Genomic DNA, 16684 nt, shown 5'->3' with positions numbered 1-16684 from the left:
CACTCCAGGCTCGCGCCGAGATCCACGGATCCGTGGCGGTGGGCGAAGGCGTAGCGCGCGCGGACGACCTCGACCCCGTCTGTCGCGGGGCGGGCTCCGTCTGTCGCGGGGTCCCCCGCCCGTGCCGTCGGAGGCTCAACTCCGTGGCGGGTGGGCGCCGGATGCGCCGTGCGCGTGAATCCGGCGCCGTATCGCCGGAGCCGGTCCCGAAGGCTCTCCGCGGCGGAGGTCTCAGGCAGGGACACAGACGTGCCGCAGCAGCCGGAGCGTCCGGCGCTTCGCGTCCGGGCCGATCGCGAGGACCGGGCCGACGCACGAGGGACAGCCGGCCTCGCAGGCACAGCCCTCGACGAGCGCCGCGGCGGCCTGTAGGAGCTCGTGCCGCAGGGCGTAGAGCCGTTCGGCCTGTCCGACGCCGCCCGGCACCTGTTCGTAGACCGTCACCGTCGGCTCACCGGTATGCGGCGATCGAATCTCCGCGAGCGCCCCGAGATCGCGCGGATCGCACATGAGGTAGAGCGGCGCCAGATTGTGGAGGGCGTGGGCGGCGCCGAGCAGCGCGCCCTGCAGCGCGTCGTTCCCGTTCGCCCCGCGGAAGACGGGGTCGAGATCGGCGGCGCGCGCCCGCGGGAACACCCACCACGCCGCGGTGGTGTGGAGCGTCGTCTCCGGCAGATGGATGGTCCCGAAGCCGACGTTCTCGTGCGTCGAGAGCGTGAGCTTCTTGAAGATCGTCGGCCGGAAGGTGACGGTGACCTCGCCGTGCGCCGCGTCCTCCACGCGCGCGAACTCCGCCAGCACGCGCAGATCGGTGGCGATCTGCGCATCCGTGTAGTAGTCGACCTCGACGCGCCGGACGTAGGCCTTGCGCTCGTCCCAATCCAGCCGGTCCACGTGATACTGCTGTCCCAGGTGCAGGTAGATCGCGTCCTCGTGCACGAACGCCGGGGCCGAGGCGAGATCGATCTCGCCGATCACGCGCGGCCGCGGGTCCGTCGTATCGATAATCACGACGTTCTCCTGGCTCGCGCTCCGCAGGCTCACCTCCTGGGCCGGGTACGCCTCGGCCACGTAGTGCCAGGCGTCCTCCTCGTGGTGGAGCACGCGCGCCTCTTCGAGATAGGTCAGAATCTCGGGCAGCGTGCTCGGCCCGAAGGTCTCGCCGTCCCGCAGCGGCAGCTCGAACGCCGCGCACTTCAGGTGGCTGGCCAGGACGAGCAGGTTGTCGGGATTGGTGCGGGCTTCCTCCGCGCCCTGCCGCAGCACGTAGTCGGGATGCCGCACGATGAACTGATCCAGCGCCGCGCTGGTCGCCACCAGGACGGCCAGCGCGCGCTCGCGGCGCCGGCCCGCCCGTCCCATCTGCTGCCACGTGCTGGCGATCGTGCCCGGATAACCGACGAGCACCGCGGCGCTCAGCTGGCCGATGTCGATGCCGAGCTCGAGCGCGTTCGTTGCGGCGACCGCGCGGACGGTCCCGCTGCGCAGGCCGGCTTCGATGCGGCGCCGTTCCGACGGCAGGTAGCCGGCCCGGTACCCGCAGATGGCGTCCGGCGGCAGCGCCCGCCGCTCGGCGGCCGCGCGCAGGTACGTGGTCAGGAGTTCCGCCGCGAGCCGCGACCGCGCAAAGAAGATCGTTTGAATCCGGCCGCCCAACAGCTCGCCGGCCAGGGCGACCGATTCCCGGACGGCGTCCGCGCGGATGCCGAGATGCTCATTGACCACCGGCGGATTGTAGAGGCCGATCACGCGCTCGCCGGACGGCGCGCCGTTTCGATCGATCACCGCCATCGGCCGGCCGGTCAGCCGCTCGGCGTGTTCGCGGGGGTTCCCGATCGTCGCCGAGCAGCAGATGAACTGCGGCGCGCTGCCGTAGAAGCGGCAGATCCGCGCGAGACGCCGCAGCACGTTCGCGAGATGCGAGCCGAACACGCCGCGGTAGTGGTGCAGCTCGTCGAGCACGACGTAGCGTAGGTTCTCGAACAGGCGCAGCCACTTGGTGTGGTGCGGCAGGATCGCGGTGTGCAGCATGTCCGGGTTGGTGACGACGACGTGGCCCGCGGTCCGGATCGTGCGCCGCGCGTCGGCCGGGGTGTCGCCGTCGTACGTGAAGGCGCGCACGTCGGCGCCCAGAGCCCCGGTGACCGTCTGCAGTTCATCGACCTGGTCCGCGCCGAGCGCCTTGGTCGGAAACAGGTACAGCGCGCGCGCCTCGGGCTCACGCAGCACGGTATCGAGCACCGGGAGGTTGTAGCAGAGGGTCTTGCCGGACGCGGTCGGGGTGACGACCACCACGTCGGCTCCGCCCCGGACGAGGCGGTACGCCTCGGCCTGATGCGAGTAGAGCTCCCGGATGCCGGTGCGGCCGAGTGAGGCCAAGAGCCGCGCGTCGAGGCCGGGGGGAAACGGCGCGAATTCGGCCGGCCGCTCCGGAATGGTGTGCCAGGCGGTGAACTGCGGCGCGAACCGCGGGCGGGTGTGCAGCGCCTCGATGATTTGGTCCAGCGTCATGCTCCGGCTCCCGCGACGAGTTTACATGTATATACGCGAACTGGCGTTCGCCGTGAACCGGGAGACCTCCTTCGGCGATTTCGGATGATCGGTGACCTGATTGAGGAATTTATGATAGTATCACTGTTTGATAAGCATGACTTTCCGACCGGAGGATCGCTATGGACCAGGTCGTCCGCCTGAAGCGCAAGGGACAAATTACGCTGCCGGCGTCGGTCCGAGAGAGGCTCGCGTTGCGTGAGGGGGATCTGCTACGGGTCACCGTCGAGGGGCGTCAGGTTGTGCTCGAACCTGCGGTACAAGGGCATGCGGTGGCGGTGCCGGTCGGCGCCGGCCGGTTCGACGCGGTCGTCGGCACCGCCGCTCTCGGCGGCGACGCCGTTGCCGATGCGGCCCGATATGACCGGTGAGCCTGTGTGTCTGGATTCCAACTATCTCGTCGCCTTGTTCGATCAGCGGGACGTCTGGCACCAGGAGGCCGCACGCGTGCACGAAGTCTTGCGGGAACGGCGAGTATTGACGATTACCCCGGACTGCGTGATCGACGAGGTGCTGACGGCACTTGGCCGCCGATGCCGGGAGCGGGGTCAGGCCGACGCCTTTCCCCAATTGACGGACCGGCTCCTCGGCGCGGTCCCGCCTGAGGCCGTGACGTGGCTGTATCCGCACGTGCCCCGATGGTTCGGCCGCTGTGTGGCGGTGATGCGGGAAACGGCCGGCGCGCTGGACTTCCATGATGCGATGCTCGGTGTCGCCGCCGACGAGCTCGGATATCGCGCGGTCGTCAGCTTTGATGCTGGGTTCGATCTCCTGGCCAACCTGACGCGCCTGGACTCAGCGGCCGCCGCGCGGGCCTGGCTCACACCGGCGACGTGATCTACCGCGCGTTCGTGCGTGCCCTTCTGTTTCGACTCGATCCGGAACTGAGTCACGACCTCGCGCTGACGTGCCTTGGCGCGGTGGAGCCGGTGCTGGCCCGGGCGTCCCGGCGGTCCGCCCCGGATCCACGGCTCGCCATGATCGTGGCAGGTCTCCGGTTTCCGGTTCCGGTGGGCCTGGCCGCTGGGTTCGACAAGGCGGCGAGAGCGTTGTGGGCGTGGCCGGCCTTGGGCTTCGGGTTCGCGGAAGTGGGAACGGTCACCGGGCTCGCCCAGCCTGGGAATCCCCGGCCCCGCGTATTCCGACTGCCCGACGACCAGGCCCTGATCAACCGGCTCGGCTTCAATTCACCGGGCGCCGACGCCATGGAGGTGCGGCTCGCGAGGCTCCGCCGCGGGCGGCCCTACCCCATCCCGCTCGCGGTGAACATCGGCCGCAGCGGCGCCGCATCAAACGAGCGGGCGGTCGATGATTACGTATACTCGTTCGACCGGCTGCAGCCGCACGCCGACTTCGTCGTCGTCAACGTCTCGTCGCCCAACACGCCGGGATTGCGGCAGTTGCAGACGCGGGACGCCATCGTGCCGCTCCTCGAGGCGCTCTCGGCGCGCAACCGCGCCCTCGGCGAGAAGCCGCTCTTCGTGAAGATCGCCCCTGATCTCACGGACGCCGAACTGGACGTGGTCGTCGAGGCGATCAGCGATCGCGCGCACGGCATCGTGGCCACGAACACCACGCTCAGGCGCGACGGGCTTGCGAGCGCGGCCTGGGAGGAAGCCGGGGGCCTGAGCGGCCGGCCGCTCTTCGCCCAGGCGGTGCGGATTGTCGGCCGGCTCCACCGGCTCACGGCGGGCCGCCTCCCGATCATCGGGGTCGGCGGAATCTTCACGGCGGACGACGCGTATCGAATGATCCAAGCCGGCGCCAGCCTGGTCGAACTCTACACCGGATTTGTCTACGGCGGTCCGGCCCTCCCGCGCCGGCTGGCCGGCGGCCTGCTGGCTCGCCTGAACCGCGATGGGCTCAATACCATTGCCGAGGCGGTCGGCGTCGCGCGTTGACCTGACGATGGCCACCCATGATACGGCACTCGCGCTGGGTGCCAAGGCCCACGGCTTTCACGTCGTCGGCGTGTGAGCGTTACGGCTTCGCGGCACCTGCCTGCCGGATGGCCGTCTGCACCCGCTCGGGCGTGAGCGGCATGTCGAGGTGATGGATCCCAAGGTGCGCCAGCGCGTCCAGGACCGCGTTCACGACGCACGGCGTCGAGCCGATCGTGGCCGCCTCGCCGATCCCTTTCGCGCCGAGCGGGTTCCGGGGCGTCGGCGTGACGGACGTCCCCCGCTCCACGCGCGGCAGGTGATGCGCCTTCGGCACCGCGTACTCCGACAGCGCCCCCGTCAGCATCTGACCGTCTTCGCCGTAGACGGCGGCTTCCAGCAGCGCCTGGGCCGCGCCCTGGCCGACCCCGCCGTGGATCTGTCCGTCGACGAGGAGGGGATTGATCACGCGTCCGCAATCGTCCACGCACACGTATCGTTCGAAGCGCACGCTGCCGGTCTCGGGATCGACGTCCACCACGCACACGTGGCTGCCGAACGGAAACGTCGTGCCCTGGGACTTGAACCGGCTCGTCGCCTCAAGCCCCGGGCTCTGGCCCTCGGGCAGACGCCTGCCCGCGTACGCGGCCTTGGCGACCTCGGCCAACGCCACGCCGCGGCCCGGCGCGCCGCGGACGGCCACCCCGCCGTCCTCGAGCACCAGGTCGGACGTCGCCGCCTCGAGCATGTTGCCCGCGATGCCGAGGATCTGTTGCCGCACCTCGAGCGACGCGAGATACACCGCCGAGCCGCCGAGCGACATGCTGCGGCTGCCGCTCGTTCCGCCGCCGTACTGTACCATGAGCGTGTCGCCGTGCACGACCGTCACCTCATCGGGCGAGATGCCGAGCGCGTCGGCGGCGATCTGCGCAAAACCCGTCGCGTCGCCCTGGCCGTGCGGCGACGTTCCGGTGATGACCGTCACCGTGGCGTCGGGGTTCATACGGACGGTGCCCAGCTCCCAGGGGCCGAAGCCGCAGATCTCGACGTAGCTGCTCACCCCGATCCCGAGCAGGCGACCGGCGCGCCGTGCCTCCTCCTGGCGCCGGCGAAGATCGCGGTAGCCTGAGAGCCGCAGCACTTCGTCGAGGGGCTTCGCGTAGTCCCCCGAATCATATGTCGCGCCCGTGAGCGTCTTGTAGGGGAACGCCGACGGCGGAATGAAGTTGCGCCGACGCACGTCGGCCGGGTCGAGGCCGGCTTCGCGGGCGACGAGATCCATCGCGCGTTCGAGATAGTACGTGGCTTCGGGACGGCCGGCGCCGCGGTAGGCGCCGGTGGGACAGGTCGTGGTGTACAACGCGAGCAGTTCGCACCGGATGGCCGGAATCTGATACGGGCCCTGGCTCATCAGCGGCGTCAGCGTCGGGATAATCGGCGTGAGGTAGAGCAGCTCGCCGCCGAGGTCGGCCAGCACGCGCAGGCGCAGCCCGCGCAGCCGGCCGTCGCGCTCGGCCGCCACTTCCAGGTCGGCCACCTGCGCGCGGCCGTGCGTGGTCGTCAGCATATTCTCCCGGCGCGTCTCCACCCACTTCACAGGCCGGCCGAGCCGCCGGGCGAGATGGGCGACGACGACGTCTTCGGGGTAGATGTTGAGCTTTGCCCCGAAACCGCCGCCGACGTCCGGCGTGATGACGCGGATCCGCCGGGTCTCGAGCCCCAGCGTCTGGCCGATGCCGTCGCGGATCGCGTGCGCTTCCTGCGTGGACGTCCATACCGTGAGAATGCCCTGTCCCATGCTGCCGTCGTGCATGGCCATGGTCCCCCGGGGCTCGAGCGAGACCGGGGCGAGGCGTTGGTTGACCATCCGCCGCCGCACGACGACGGGGGCGCCGGTAAAGGCCGCGTCGACGTCGCCCTCGTCGAGCACCTGCCGGTAGGCGACGTTCGTGCCGAGGGACTCGTGGACGAAGGGCGCGCCGGCCGCCGCGCGCTCCAGATCGACGACGGCGGGAAGCGGCGCGTACTCGACCGCCACCCGTTCCGCGGCGTCGTGCGCGACATATGGATCGTCGGCTACGACCACCGCGACCGGCTGGCCGGCGTAGTGCACCTCCCGTTCGGCGAGCGGCATGTGCACCACGCTCCGCATCTCATCGACCAGGAGCACCGGCAGCGGCTTCTGACTCTCGCCTAGGTCCGCGGCGGCAAACGCGCCGGCCACGCCCGCCAGCGCGCGGGCCGCGGTGAGGTCGATCCGGACCACGCGGGCGTGGGCGTGCGGCGTGCGGACGAACGCCGCGTGCAACATGCCCGGGAGCGTGAGATCGTCGAGGAATTGGCCTTCGCCGCGGATGAGCTTCGGATCTTCGATCCGTCGCACTCGCGCACCGACGTACCGTGAAACCGCCACGCGTCACCGCCTGACCTGGGGGGTGTATTGCCGACCTTGACGCCTTCGACCGGTCGATTGCGACACCCTTCCCCCGGAGTTTTCCGTTATCTGCGCACAGATTTTCTGTCTGTACCTTAGGTTTCTGTCTGCACCTTGCCTGCAGATTCCTCAGAGAGATTGTGGAGAATCACCAGAAGAATGGGCAAAATCCCCCGTAGATTGTAACGTGCGCATCACACACTGCCAAAAGGAGCGCGATTTGCCAGAGCGAAAGTCCGTGACATCGGTGACCATGGATGGCGGCCTCGGCCGCGTCGCCGACGTCATGACGCCGGCTCCCCTCGTCCTGTCGGCCACCGACAATGCGGCGAAGGCGAGCGCCGCATTCCGCGCCCATCGGGTGCCGGTAGCGCCCGTCCTCGACGCAGGCGGCCTGGTCGGCGTCCTTTCGGCCGTGGACCTCCTCGACGCCCTGCCCTTCCGGCGTGTCACGGACGTCATGACACGCGGCATCGTCCCGGCCACCTCCGAGCTTCCGCTCCTGCAGGCGCATGCGCTGCTCACCTCCCAGGGGCTCGACGTGCTTCCTGTCCTCCAGGGCGGCCGCGTCATCGGGCAACTCGAGCTCACCGCCGTGCTGCGTGCGATCCACCAGCAGACCGATCCGCTGACAGGACTTCCCTGGGCGACGGCGCTGCGGCTGTGGGCGGCGGATGCGCTCGCCCGCGGGCGTGAGGTCGCCGTGTTGTTTGCCGATCTCGACAATTTCCGCGAGGTCAACAAGACGTTCGGGCATGTGATCGGCGACTCCGTCCTCCACGCGGTCGCCGAGCTCATGCAGCGGTGCATCGATCCGACGACGGACTTGCTCTGCCGGTACGGCGGGGACGAATTTGCCATTGCGACCATCCGCAGCGAGGAGGAGGCGCGGGCGCTCGCGTCGCGCATCGAGGACGTCGTGGTCGTGCCGGTCGGTGAGGCCGGCCGCCCGGTGACGGTGAGCGTCGGGTACGCCGGCGGCCGGCGTCACGAGGAGCGAGAGCCGAACCACGCCCCTGCGACCGTGGACGACCTGCTCGCGCTGGCGAGCCGCGCCTCCACGTTCGCCAAGGCCTCGGCCGCCGCGGCGGCCCGCCGCGCGGCGTGGCAGCCGCAGGATACGCCCCTCCCGGAGGCGCGCGTGCGGCTGGTGGACGTGCGCGTCGGGCCCGCCGAGGGGAGGACCGCCGTCGTGCGGCTGCGTCTGGGATCCCGTGAAGTGGCCGGCGAGGCCACAGACGCGGCCCCGGAGCCTGCGCGCCCGGTGGGGTTGCTCGTGGCGGACGCCACGCTGCGGGCGCTGCACGGAATCCTCGGCGAGGCCGACGTCTATGCGATCGAAGATATCCTCGACTCGCTCGCGCCGTCGTACCAGCTCGTGGTCGCGGTCGTGGCGTCCCGGCGTCCCGGCGGCGAGCACAATCGCTACATCGGCGGGGCCGCGGCGCGCGAGCTGCCGGTCGCGGCGTGCAAGGCGGTGCTCGACGCGGTGAACCGGCCGCTCGGCCGCCGGCTGGCGGCGCTCCTCGACCGCCCGGACGAGGCCTGAGCCCCAGACGGGGCCGCTCAGCCCTCCGGGAGGTTTTTCCGGCCGATCAGCGCGATCCACCGGGCAAACGCGTCGAGAAACGTCCGCACACGTTCCCGGGTCTCTTCGTCCGTGAGCCCGCCGCCGGCATCGAATTTGTCCTGCGCCCGCGCGATGAGCACCGCGGGCTGCGGCATGACGACGGCGTTGAGGTTGACGAGGATGGTGCGCAGGTGCATCTGCGCGCGCGCCGTCCCCGTCACTCCGCTCGTGGCGCCCATGATCCCGATCGGCTTGCCTCCGAGAGGCGCATCGCCCGACGGCCGGCTGATCCAGTCGATCGTATTCTTCAACACGCCGGAGAGGGAGAAATTGTGCTCGGGCGTCACGATGATCGTGCCGTCTGCGGCGCGGAGCGCGTCCTTGAGCCGGGTCACCGCGGCGGGAAAGGCGGCGCGCTCGAGATCCATGTTGTAGAGCGGGATCCCGTCGATCTCGTGCACCGTGACGGCGAGGGAGCGCGGGGCGAGGTCGCGCACCGCCGCGGCCAGGGCCCGGTTGTACGATGCGCGGCGCAGGCTGCCCGCGAACGCGACGACGGAGAACGGCTCGGGCATCGGGCCGGCCGCTACATCATTGAGCGCGTTTGCCCACCGTCGATGCAGATCGTTTGCCCGGTGATGTAACTCGCGGCCTCAGAGGCCAGGAACACGGCCATCGCCGCAAACTCGTGCGGTTCCCCGTAGCGGCCGAGAGGAATCGTCGCCACGCTTTCCTTGACGACGGCCTCCACCGGCCGCCCGGTCTCCTTGGCCCGGGCGCCGTCCAGCCAGCGGACGCGGTCGGTGTCGATCCGCCCGGGCGCCAGGTTGTTGACGAGAATGTTGTGCGGCGCGAGCTCGAGCGAGACCGTCTTCGTGAACGCCACGACGCCCGAGCGAAAGACGTTGCTCAGGACAAGCTGCGGGATCGGGACTTTGACGCCGGACGTAATGACGGTGAGGATCCGGCCCCAGTGGTTCTCCCGCATGAGCGGCACCGCGCCGCGGATCAGCCGGACCGCGCTCATGAGGTTCTGGTTGAAGGCCTGCTCCCACTGCGCGTCGGTGAGGGTCAGGCCGGAGCCCGCCGGGGGGCCGCCGGCGTTGGCGACGAGGATGTCGAGCCGCCCGAAGCGCCCCCGTGCCGCCTCGAGCAGCCGGTCCACGCCCGCGGGCGCTGCGACGTCGGCGACGACAGGCACCGCCGTCCGGCCTGTGGCGCCGGAGATCTCGTCGGCCGCGCGGCCGATCGCGTCTTCGCGCCGGCTGCCGATGACCACGTCGGCCCCCGCGCCGGCGAATCCGTGGGCAATCGCCCGGCCGATGCCGGCGCTCGCTCCCGACACGACGGCCACGCGTCCCGACAAATCGATCTGCATGGATGGTCCTCCTTCTCTGTCAAGGTGGGCATAGCCAGTGTCGAGACCATGGGCCCTTCAGACGGGCGTCGAGTTTCGCCGGACCGGATTCCGCAGCTCGGGGAATCCGTCGATCCGGCACGCCGCCACGTCGCCGTCCTCGATCACCGCGGCGCCCGGCGTCCCCGTCAGCAGCAGATCCCCCGGCTCCCAGTCGAAGACGCGCGAGAAAAACGCGACGAGCATCGCCGGCGCAAAGCGCATGTCCGACACCGTGTTGGTCGCGACGACCTCGCCCCGCCGCAGCGTCGTGACGCGCAGGTCTCCCGGCGACGGCACCTCGTCCGGCGTCGCGATCCACGGGCCGACGCTCAGGAACGTCGCAAAGGACTTGGCCCGCGTGAGAAACCGCGGGTTCTTCTGCAAGATGTCTTCCGCCGTCATGTCGATCACCGGAACGTAGCCGAACAGGGCCGCGGCCGCGTCGCCTTCGGCGACGCCGGCGCAGCGCCGTCCGAGGACCAGCGCCAGTTCCGCCTCCGCGGTGACCCGCCGGGACTGCGGCGGCAGCAAGATGGTTTCGTCCGGGCCGATCAGGGTCGTGGCCGGCTTCATGAACGACGCCGGTTCCTCGGGCACGGCGACGCCGAGATCGTGCGCGTGCGCGCGGTAGTTGAGGCCGATGCCCCAGATCTTGGGCGGCCGGCGGATCGGACAGACAAGCCCCGGCCGATCGAGTGGCGTCACCGGGATCCGGCCGCCGAGGCGTGTGACCGCGGCGTGGAACGGGTCGCGCAGTCCCTGCTCGATGAACACGGACAGGGTTGCCGGGACCCGGAGATCCGCCGCGGCCGCGACGGCTTCGACGTCGTACGCCGCCCCCTCGAGCAGCACGGCGGCCCGCTCGTTCTCGCCGATCCGGTAGGAGCCGAATCTCATCGCTAGGATCTTGGCCCCCTCGCGCACCGCCTCCTCCGGCCCGGTGAAGGAGTCGGGGTCCCCGCGCCGGAACCAGAAGCGGATTCCTTTGGCGGACGTGCTGTAGTGCCACAATTGATCCGATCGAAGGCGGCCCGCCGAGGCGTCGCCGTCCTTGCGCTGGCTGCCGGACTCGCCGCGGCGACGTCTGTGCCGGGCGACGCCCAGGGGCCTGCCCCGGGCCTGCCGGTGCCGGTGTCGGTCACGGGAGGGCCGGCGACCCTCGATACCCTGCGCCTGGCCATTACGACCGCCGCCAGACTCATGTTGGGCGTGCACTCCTCGGCGCTCGTCACCCTGGCGGACACGCAGCCGGCCCTCGTGCCGCTCGACGCGTCGTCGGCGGAGACGGTGCTGGCTGGCGTCACCGTCAGCGTCCCTGGACTCCCCCCGGCCAGCCACCTGATGCGCGTGGCGCTCACGAACGCCATCATTCCGTGGAGCGACGCCGACACGCTTCTCGTCAGCAACAGCCCGGAAACGATCCCCTTCGGCAAAGTCCTCTACCTGGGCGCGCTCACCGCGTCTCAGACCGTCCGGTTGCTCTTCCACCACCAGAACGGCTCGAAGACAGAGCACATGTTCCTCACCGTCTCGCTCAGCAATCCGACGCGCGCCCCCGCGGCGCTCTGGGTCCAGGGAGCGGCCGGGCCGCCGGCCCAGGACGAAGTGACGCCGGGGCACGACGCGGCGCACAGTTTTCTCGACCAGTACCTCCACCACGCCGGATTCCTCGTCCGCCTGCCGGCCAACACCACGGTTCCGTTGTTTGTCCAGGATCTGCCGCCGTTTGGCGTCGCGAGCGGCATCGCGCAATTCAGCCTCCTGGACGGGGACCGCCTCAACGTGGAGGTGTCGGCGCGGCTGACCGGCGAGGTGGAGCCGCCGAGCATGAGCTACGAGCCGGACTTTGACCGGGTCCACCAGCGCGGGGCGTTTCCCCGGCCTCACATCCAGCGGAGCCTCAGCTACACGGTGGGCGGACCGCCGGCTCTGATGACCCTGGCCGACAACGCGGACCTGCTGCACGCCGGGCAAGGCGGCGAGCCGCTGCAGGGCAACTACGGTGTGATCTATTCCTTCAACATCGAGGCCGCCAATCCGACCGCCTCGCCGGCGACGCTGAACCTCGTCATGCACGCGCCGGGCGGCCAGGCCCGCGGCACGTTTGTGATCGGCGACCGGGTCGTCGAGAGTCCTCTGATTCAACCGAATGCCCCTCAGGTCGTCGCCGCGATTGTTCTGCGGCCGCAGACGAGCCGTACGATACGGATCCTCGCCATGCCGGAGAGCGGCTCGAACTACCCGGTGCGCCTCTCGCTCGGCACTCCGTGACGCCGCGGACCTCGCGGATCGTCCTCAAGGTGGGCACCACCACGCTCACCGCCGGCGGGCCGGTGGTGGACCCGGACCGGATCACCGCGGTGGCCGAGGACGTGGCCGCGGCGGTGCGCGGGGGCCGGCAGGTCGTGCTGGTGTCGTCGGGGGCGATCGTAACCGGAGCGGGCCTCCTCGGGCGCCGGCGGCCGCGGCGGCTCGTCGACAAGCAGGCGCTGGCCGCGGTCGGGCAGCCCGTGCTGATGCAGCGGTATACCGCGGCGTTCGAGCGCCTCGGCCTGCGTACCGCGCAGGTGCTCCTCACCCGGCAGGACTTCGCGGACCGCCGGCGCTACGTCAACGCGCGGCAGACGCTGCTGGCCCTGCTCGACGGCGGCGTCGTGCCGGTGATCAACGAAAACGACACGATCGCGACGGACGAGATCCAGATCGGCGACAACGACACGCTGTCCGCGCTCGTGGCGAGCCTCGTGGGCGCGGATCTGCTGGTCATGTTGTCGGACGTCGAGGGCCTCATGACCGCGGATCCCCGCCGCCATCGCGATGCCCGGTTGATTCCGACGGTCGACCGCATCGACGGACGGATCGTCCGGGCGGCGCGCCGCACCGTGACGATCCAGGGCGTCGGCGGCATGGCGACGAAAATCGCGGCCGCGAAGATCGCGACGGAGTCCGGGGTGGCGGCCGTGGTCACCGGCGGCGCCGTGGACCGTCCGCTCACGCGGCTGCTCGCCGGCGAGCGGCGCGGCACGCTGTTCCTGCCCGGCGGCCGCCTCTCCGGCCGCGGACGCTGGCTCGCGTTCGGGCTCGTGACGCGGGGCACGTTGGTGGTCGACGAGGGTGCGTGCGGCGCGCTGCGCCGCGGGAAGAGCCTGCTGCCGGCCGGGATCGTCCGGATCGACGGCACGTTCGACGCGGGCGACGCCGTGGCGATCACGGACGGCCGGGGGCAGGAGCTGGCCCGCGGCCTCGTCAACTACTCCAGCGCGCACCTCGCGCGAATTCGCGGGCGCCGCACGTCCGAGATCGCCCGCGTGCTGGGTACCAAGACCCACGACGAGGTCGTGCACCGGGACAACCTGGTGGTGCTGGAGGGCCGATGAGCACGGCGGTCATCGACGTCGAGCCGCAGGCGCGCGCCGCGCGGGCCGCCGCGGCGGCGCTGCATCACGCGCCGGATGAGGCGCGGCGGGCGGCGCTTGATGCGATCGCGGCGCAGATTCGAGCGGCGGCGCCGGCCGTCCTCGCCGCCAACGCCGAGGACCTGGCGGCGCTCCGGGAGCGGCCGGCCGCCTTTCGCGACCGGCTGACGCTCACCGCGGATCGCGTGGAGGGCCTCGCTCGGGCGCTCGCAGACATCGCCGCGCTGCCGGACCCCGTCGGGACGGTGGTGGACCGGCGCACCCGTCCGAACGGTATGGAGGTGCGGCGCGTTCGCGTGCCGATCGGCGTCGTCGCCATGATCTACGAATCGCGGCCCAATGTCACCGTGGACGCCGCCGGGCTCTGCCTGCGCGCCGGGAACGCCGTGATTCTCCGCGGCGGCGCGGAGTCCCGCCGCTCCGATGAGGCGCTCGGCCGGGCCATCACGGCCGGGCTGCGGACGGCCGGCCTGCCGCCGGCCGCCGTCACGCTGCTCGCTCGCCGCGACTACGACGCGATCCGCGACCTCGTGCGGCTCGACGGCCTCGTCGATCTCGTCATCCCGCGCGGCGGTCCGGACCTGATCCGCCTCGTCACGGAGCACGCCCGGGTCCCGGTGCTGAAGCACGACCGCGGCGTGACCCACGTCTTTGTCGACCGGGATGCCGACGCCGGCATGGCGGTGCGGATCATTCTCGACGCCAAGACGAACCGGCCCAGCACCTGCAACGCGCTCGAGAAGGCCCTGGTCGACGCGCCGGCCGCCGCGACGGTCATTCCGCCGCTGGTGCGGGCGCTGCGCGCGGCGGGCGTCGAGGTGCGCGGAGACGCGGAGACGCGCCGGTGGGCGCCTGGCGCGGACCCGGCGACGGACGGCGATTGGGATGCCGAATATCTGGATCTCGTGCTGGCGATCCGCGTGGTCGACGGGTTGGACGCGGCCGTCGAGCACATCCGCCGCCACGGCACCGGGCTGGCCGACGCGATCGTCACCCGTGACCGCGCGCGCGCCGAGCGCTTCGTCCGGGAGGTGGACAGCGCCGCGGTGCTCGTCAACGCCTCCACCCGTTTGGTGGACGGGGGCGAGTTCGGCCTCGGGGCGGAGGTCGGGATCAGCACCAGCCGGGTGCACGCCCGCGGGCCGATGGGCGTCGAGGATCTGACGACGACGAAGTGGATCGTGTGGGGGTCGGGGCAGACGCGCGGGTAGGCGATTTCGGCTCCGAGCGCGACCCCGCGGGCGTCACCGGCGCGCCTCCGTGCGGCCGCCGGGGCCGGTGAGCCCGGCGATCGTGACGCCGAGCAGGCTGTCGACGATCCCGTCCGCGGCCGAGAAGTCCATGCCGCGCGTGAGCGGCGACGGGACGGCCATGCAGCGCATCCCGGCGGCTTTGGCGGCGCGGACGCCCGGCTCGCTGTCTTCGAGCGCCACGCATGCCGCGGGCGCGACGCCGAGCCGGCCCGCGGCCAGGCGGTACACGTCGGGGGCCGGCTTGGCGTGCGGCACTTCGTCGCCGCACGCCACCGCGTCGAAGCGGTCGCCGAGGCCGAGCACCTCGAGCAGGTGCCGCACGCGGGTGAGCCGGGACGACGACGCGACGGCGCAGCGGAAATCATGCCGGCGCAGGTCCGCGAGCAGGCGAACCACCCCGGGCAGCGGAGTCAGATACCGCTCTTCGAGGAGGGCGTGGTGCTCGTCCCAGGCCGCCTCCGCCTCCTCGGGGCGCATCGGGCTGTCCGCCTCGCGGAACCGTCCCAGCGGATCGAAGGGGCGGTCGTTTCGTCCCACGTTGCGAAGCCACGAGGCGAGCGGAAACGTCCAGCCCTGCTGCCCGTATACGGTCTGCCACGCCAGGTACTCCGGGGTCTCGGTATCGACGATGAGCCCGTCGAAATCGAAGACCACCGCCTGGATCGTCCTGCTCACGGGCGCACGAACGTTTCCGACGCGGCCGGTCCCCGCCAGAGGACCGGACGGCCGCCGATCGTGCCCCGCAACTCGGCGTCCCCACGCAACTGCAGAAAGACCCGCCCCGTGGTCCCCCTAGGTGACGCGAGCGGCCGGCTGCCGAGCGCATCCCAGATCTTGATCGTGACGCGGACGGCGTCCGGACCATTGGCCGCCCGAACGGTCACCTCGTCCGGGGCCGGGACGCGACGGCCGCCGACGATCGGTCCCGGCCGCCATCCCGCGTACGTGATCTGCGTGATCGGCAGGGCCGCGACGAGGCCTCCCGGCTCTTGCAGGCCGGCGGCGTCACCCCAGAGGAACAGTGTCGCGAGCTGCCCGCCGCCCTCGGGCGCCGCTCGGCGCGGGAGATGCACGTCCCCGTACACGAGGGCGCCGGCCGGACTCGAGGCTTCGCCCCACTCCCAGGTCACGTCGCGCCAGGTGCCCCAGTTGTGGTCGTGATACGCGGGGGCGTCTCGTAACACGAACCGGCCCCGGGCGGTCTCAATCGTCCCGTCGGCCCGCCCCCGGACCACCGGCACGACATAACCGCTGATCGTGTCGCCCTGCCGGAGCTCTGCGGCCGGCAGCATGAATCCGCGATCCGGGTGGATCCGAAGATCGACGCGCAGCCGCGGATCATCGACGGTCAGCCGGTAGCCACGCGCGTCGACCCGCACCCGGGCGGGACCGACGCGCTGGGCCGCGGACGTCGTGGAGATGTCGCCCTCCCGGAGACGGCTTGGGATGACCAGGTCCTCCACAGGCGCGCCGGGGCGGCGCACCCTTGCGATCACGGCGCCCCGCCCCGGCGCGCCGGCAAGCAGCGTGATGTACGCGTAGGTGTGGGTCCGCGGGTCGACCACGTTGACGTAGTCCCATTCCGCCCACGCCGCGGGGTCCCCCGCCGACGATCCGGTCGTGCCGTCCGACGCCACGCGGTGGAAGTGGTCGACGCGGTCGGCGAGCGAGGCGACCGGCGGATCGAGCCACGCGCGATCCGCGGCGCTGTCGACGCCGCCGGCCACGGCGCGCGCCGCGTGCGCCGCGCGATCCAGGGACGGAATGCCCGCCGACGCGCTGGCCGCCACCACGCGCCCCCGCGCCCGAACGTAGAGCAGCCGCGCCGAGAGTTGTGGGGCGGCCGCGATGACACCGGCGCGAAACCGGGGGCCGCCGATCACGTCGCGCACGAGAAACCGGGCGTTCGGAATCGTAAGAAACAATCCCGTGACCCCGTTGACCTTGATGACGGCCGGGTCGATCCCCTCCGGGAGCACAACGACGTCGCCGCCGGCGACGAGGTTGCGGTCCCGGGCCTGGAGCAGCAGCGCATCCCCGACCGACAGCAGCGCGATCATGATCGCAACGCCGGTGCCGTAGCCGAGGAGCAGCAGGGCCGATCGCCAGGGCCGGTCGAGCAGCGCGCGGCGCGCGACCAGCCATGCCGCGGGCGTCATACGGGCGCCCTCCCGGCCGGCCG

15 protein-coding genes are annotated in these 16684 nt (G+C 71.3%); 7 read left to right on the top strand and 8 right to left on the bottom strand.

Going from position 1 to position 16684, the window contains the following annotated elements:
• Both VGZ23_15870 and VGZ23_15865 read right to left on the bottom strand, forming a co-directional pair.
• Nucleotides 1-245: hypothetical protein (locus VGZ23_15870; GenBank protein HEV2359070.1), on the bottom strand; the 245-nt coding region annotated here is incomplete at its 3' end.
• A complete protein-coding gene (locus VGZ23_15865; protein HEV2359069.1) occupies nt 232-2511 on the bottom strand; it encodes a DEAD/DEAH box helicase in 2280 nt (759 codons plus the stop codon). The genes VGZ23_15865 and VGZ23_15870, both read right to left, overlap by 14 nt.
• A gap of 161 nt (nt 2512-2672) precedes the next feature.
• Between VGZ23_15865 and VGZ23_15860 the strand changes: the two genes are divergently transcribed.
• The 3 genes from VGZ23_15860 to VGZ23_15850 are packed head-to-tail and all read left to right on the top strand — an operon-like array spanning nt 2673 to nt 4451.
• Nucleotides 2673-2921, top strand: coding sequence for an AbrB/MazE/SpoVT family DNA-binding domain-containing protein (locus VGZ23_15860; protein HEV2359068.1), 249 nt, complete (start codon nt 2673-2675; stop codon nt 2919-2921).
• Nucleotides 2911-3387, top strand: a complete 477-nt coding sequence (locus VGZ23_15855; GenBank protein ID HEV2359067.1) for a hypothetical protein — start codon at nt 2911-2913, stop codon at nt 3385-3387. Before VGZ23_15860 ends, VGZ23_15855 begins: the two co-directional genes overlap by 11 nt.
• Nucleotides 3384-4451: a quinone-dependent dihydroorotate dehydrogenase gene (locus VGZ23_15850; GenBank protein HEV2359066.1), complete on the top strand. Its 1068-nt coding sequence runs from the start codon at nt 3384-3386 to the stop codon at nt 4449-4451. Before VGZ23_15855 ends, VGZ23_15850 begins: the two co-directional genes overlap by 4 nt.
• Nucleotides 4452-4530: 79 nt before the next feature.
• Here the strand turns inward: VGZ23_15850 and VGZ23_15845 are convergent, their stop codons facing one another.
• Entirely contained in the window at nt 4531-6843 is a 2313-nt protein-coding gene (locus tag VGZ23_15845) for a xanthine dehydrogenase family protein molybdopterin-binding subunit (protein ID HEV2359065.1), read from the bottom strand.
• Nucleotides 6844-7102: 259 nt separating this feature from the next.
• Between VGZ23_15845 and VGZ23_15840 the strand changes: the two genes are divergently transcribed.
• Nucleotides 7103-8413 (top strand): diguanylate cyclase, encoded by a 1311-nt coding sequence (locus tag VGZ23_15840; protein ID HEV2359064.1) that lies wholly within the window; start codon nt 7103-7105, stop codon nt 8411-8413.
• Nucleotides 8414-8430: 17 nt separating this feature from the next.
• On the opposite strand, the gene VGZ23_15835 is transcribed toward VGZ23_15840, so the two are convergent.
• The 3 genes from VGZ23_15835 to VGZ23_15825 are packed head-to-tail and all read right to left on the bottom strand — an operon-like array spanning nt 8431 to nt 10757.
• Nucleotides 8431-9009 carry an NADPH-dependent FMN reductase gene (locus VGZ23_15835; protein HEV2359063.1) on the bottom strand — a complete coding sequence of 193 codons (579 nt, stop codon included), beginning with the start codon at nt 9007-9009 and terminating at the stop codon, nt 8431-8433.
• An 11-nt stretch (nt 9010-9020) separates the two neighbouring features.
• Nucleotides 9021-9812 (bottom strand): SDR family oxidoreductase, encoded by a 792-nt coding sequence (locus VGZ23_15830; GenBank protein ID HEV2359062.1) that lies wholly within the window; start codon nt 9810-9812, stop codon nt 9021-9023.
• A 57-nt stretch (nt 9813-9869) separates the two neighbouring features.
• Nucleotides 9870-10757 (bottom strand): fumarylacetoacetate hydrolase family protein, encoded by an 888-nt coding sequence (locus tag VGZ23_15825; GenBank protein ID HEV2359061.1) that lies wholly within the window; start codon nt 10755-10757, stop codon nt 9870-9872.
• Nucleotides 10758-10835: 78 nt separating this feature from the next.
• Here VGZ23_15825 and VGZ23_15820 point away from each other — a divergent pair, with 78 nt between their 5' ends.
• From VGZ23_15820 to VGZ23_15810, 3 genes are read left to right on the top strand one after another with little or no spacing between them, the layout of a single operon-like run.
• Nucleotides 10836-12104, top strand: a complete 1269-nt coding sequence (locus VGZ23_15820; GenBank protein ID HEV2359060.1) for a hypothetical protein — start codon at nt 10836-10838, stop codon at nt 12102-12104.
• The gene (gene proB / locus VGZ23_15815) at nt 12101-13210 is read left to right on the top strand and encodes a glutamate 5-kinase (GenBank protein ID HEV2359059.1); all 1110 of its coding nucleotides are present in this window, start codon (nt 12101-12103) and stop codon (nt 13208-13210) included. The genes VGZ23_15820 and proB overlap by 4 nt, the downstream gene beginning before the upstream one ends.
• Nucleotides 13207-14460: a glutamate-5-semialdehyde dehydrogenase gene (locus VGZ23_15810; protein HEV2359058.1), complete on the top strand. Its 1254-nt coding sequence runs from the start codon at nt 13207-13209 to the stop codon at nt 14458-14460. The genes proB and VGZ23_15810 overlap by 4 nt, the downstream gene beginning before the upstream one ends.
• A gap of 33 nt (nt 14461-14493) precedes the next feature.
• Here the strand turns inward: VGZ23_15810 and VGZ23_15805 are convergent, their stop codons facing one another.
• Nucleotides 14494-15177, bottom strand: coding sequence for an HAD family hydrolase (locus tag VGZ23_15805; GenBank protein ID HEV2359057.1), 684 nt, complete (start codon nt 15175-15177; stop codon nt 14494-14496).
• On the bottom strand, nt 15174-16661 hold the full coding sequence (locus tag VGZ23_15800) for a hypothetical protein (GenBank protein HEV2359056.1): 1488 nt from the start codon (nt 16659-16661) through the stop codon (nt 15174-15176). The genes VGZ23_15805 and VGZ23_15800 overlap by 4 nt, the downstream gene beginning before the upstream one ends.
• Nucleotides 16662-16684: the final 23 nt, after the last annotated feature.

It is taken from the genome of bacterium, assembly GCA_035945995.1.
In the GTDB taxonomy this organism is placed as follows: domain Bacteria; phylum Sysuimicrobiota; class Sysuimicrobiia; order Sysuimicrobiales; family Segetimicrobiaceae; genus DASSJF01.
The sequence above is the reverse complement of the archived record's forward strand: the minus strand, read 5'-3'. Positions and strand labels throughout refer to the sequence as shown.

What these genes read in the sequence shown, in the direction of transcription:
- VGZ23_15830 (HEV2359062.1), bottom strand. Translation starts at nt 9,812, where the DNA reads ATGCAGATCGATTTGTCGGGACGCGTGGCCGTCGTGTCGGGAGCGAGC.
- VGZ23_15860 (HEV2359068.1), top strand. Translation starts at nt 2,673, where the DNA reads ATGGACCAGGTCGTCCGCCTGAAGCGCAAGGGACAAATTACGCTGCCG.
- VGZ23_15835 (HEV2359063.1), bottom strand. Translation starts at nt 9,009, where the DNA reads ATGCCCGAGCCGTTCTCCGTCGTCGCGTTCGCGGGCAGCCTGCGCCGC.
- VGZ23_15810 (HEV2359058.1), top strand. Translation starts at nt 13,207, where the DNA reads ATGAGCACGGCGGTCATCGACGTCGAGCCGCAGGCGCGCGCCGCGCGG.
- VGZ23_15800 (HEV2359056.1), bottom strand. Translation starts at nt 16,661, where the DNA reads ATGACGCCCGCGGCATGGCTGGTCGCGCGCCGCGCGCTGCTCGACCGG.
- VGZ23_15865 (HEV2359069.1), bottom strand. Translation starts at nt 2,511, where the DNA reads ATGACGCTGGACCAAATCATCGAGGCGCTGCACACCCGCCCGCGGTTC.
- VGZ23_15855 (HEV2359067.1), top strand. Translation starts at nt 2,911, where the DNA reads ATGACCGGTGAGCCTGTGTGTCTGGATTCCAACTATCTCGTCGCCTTG.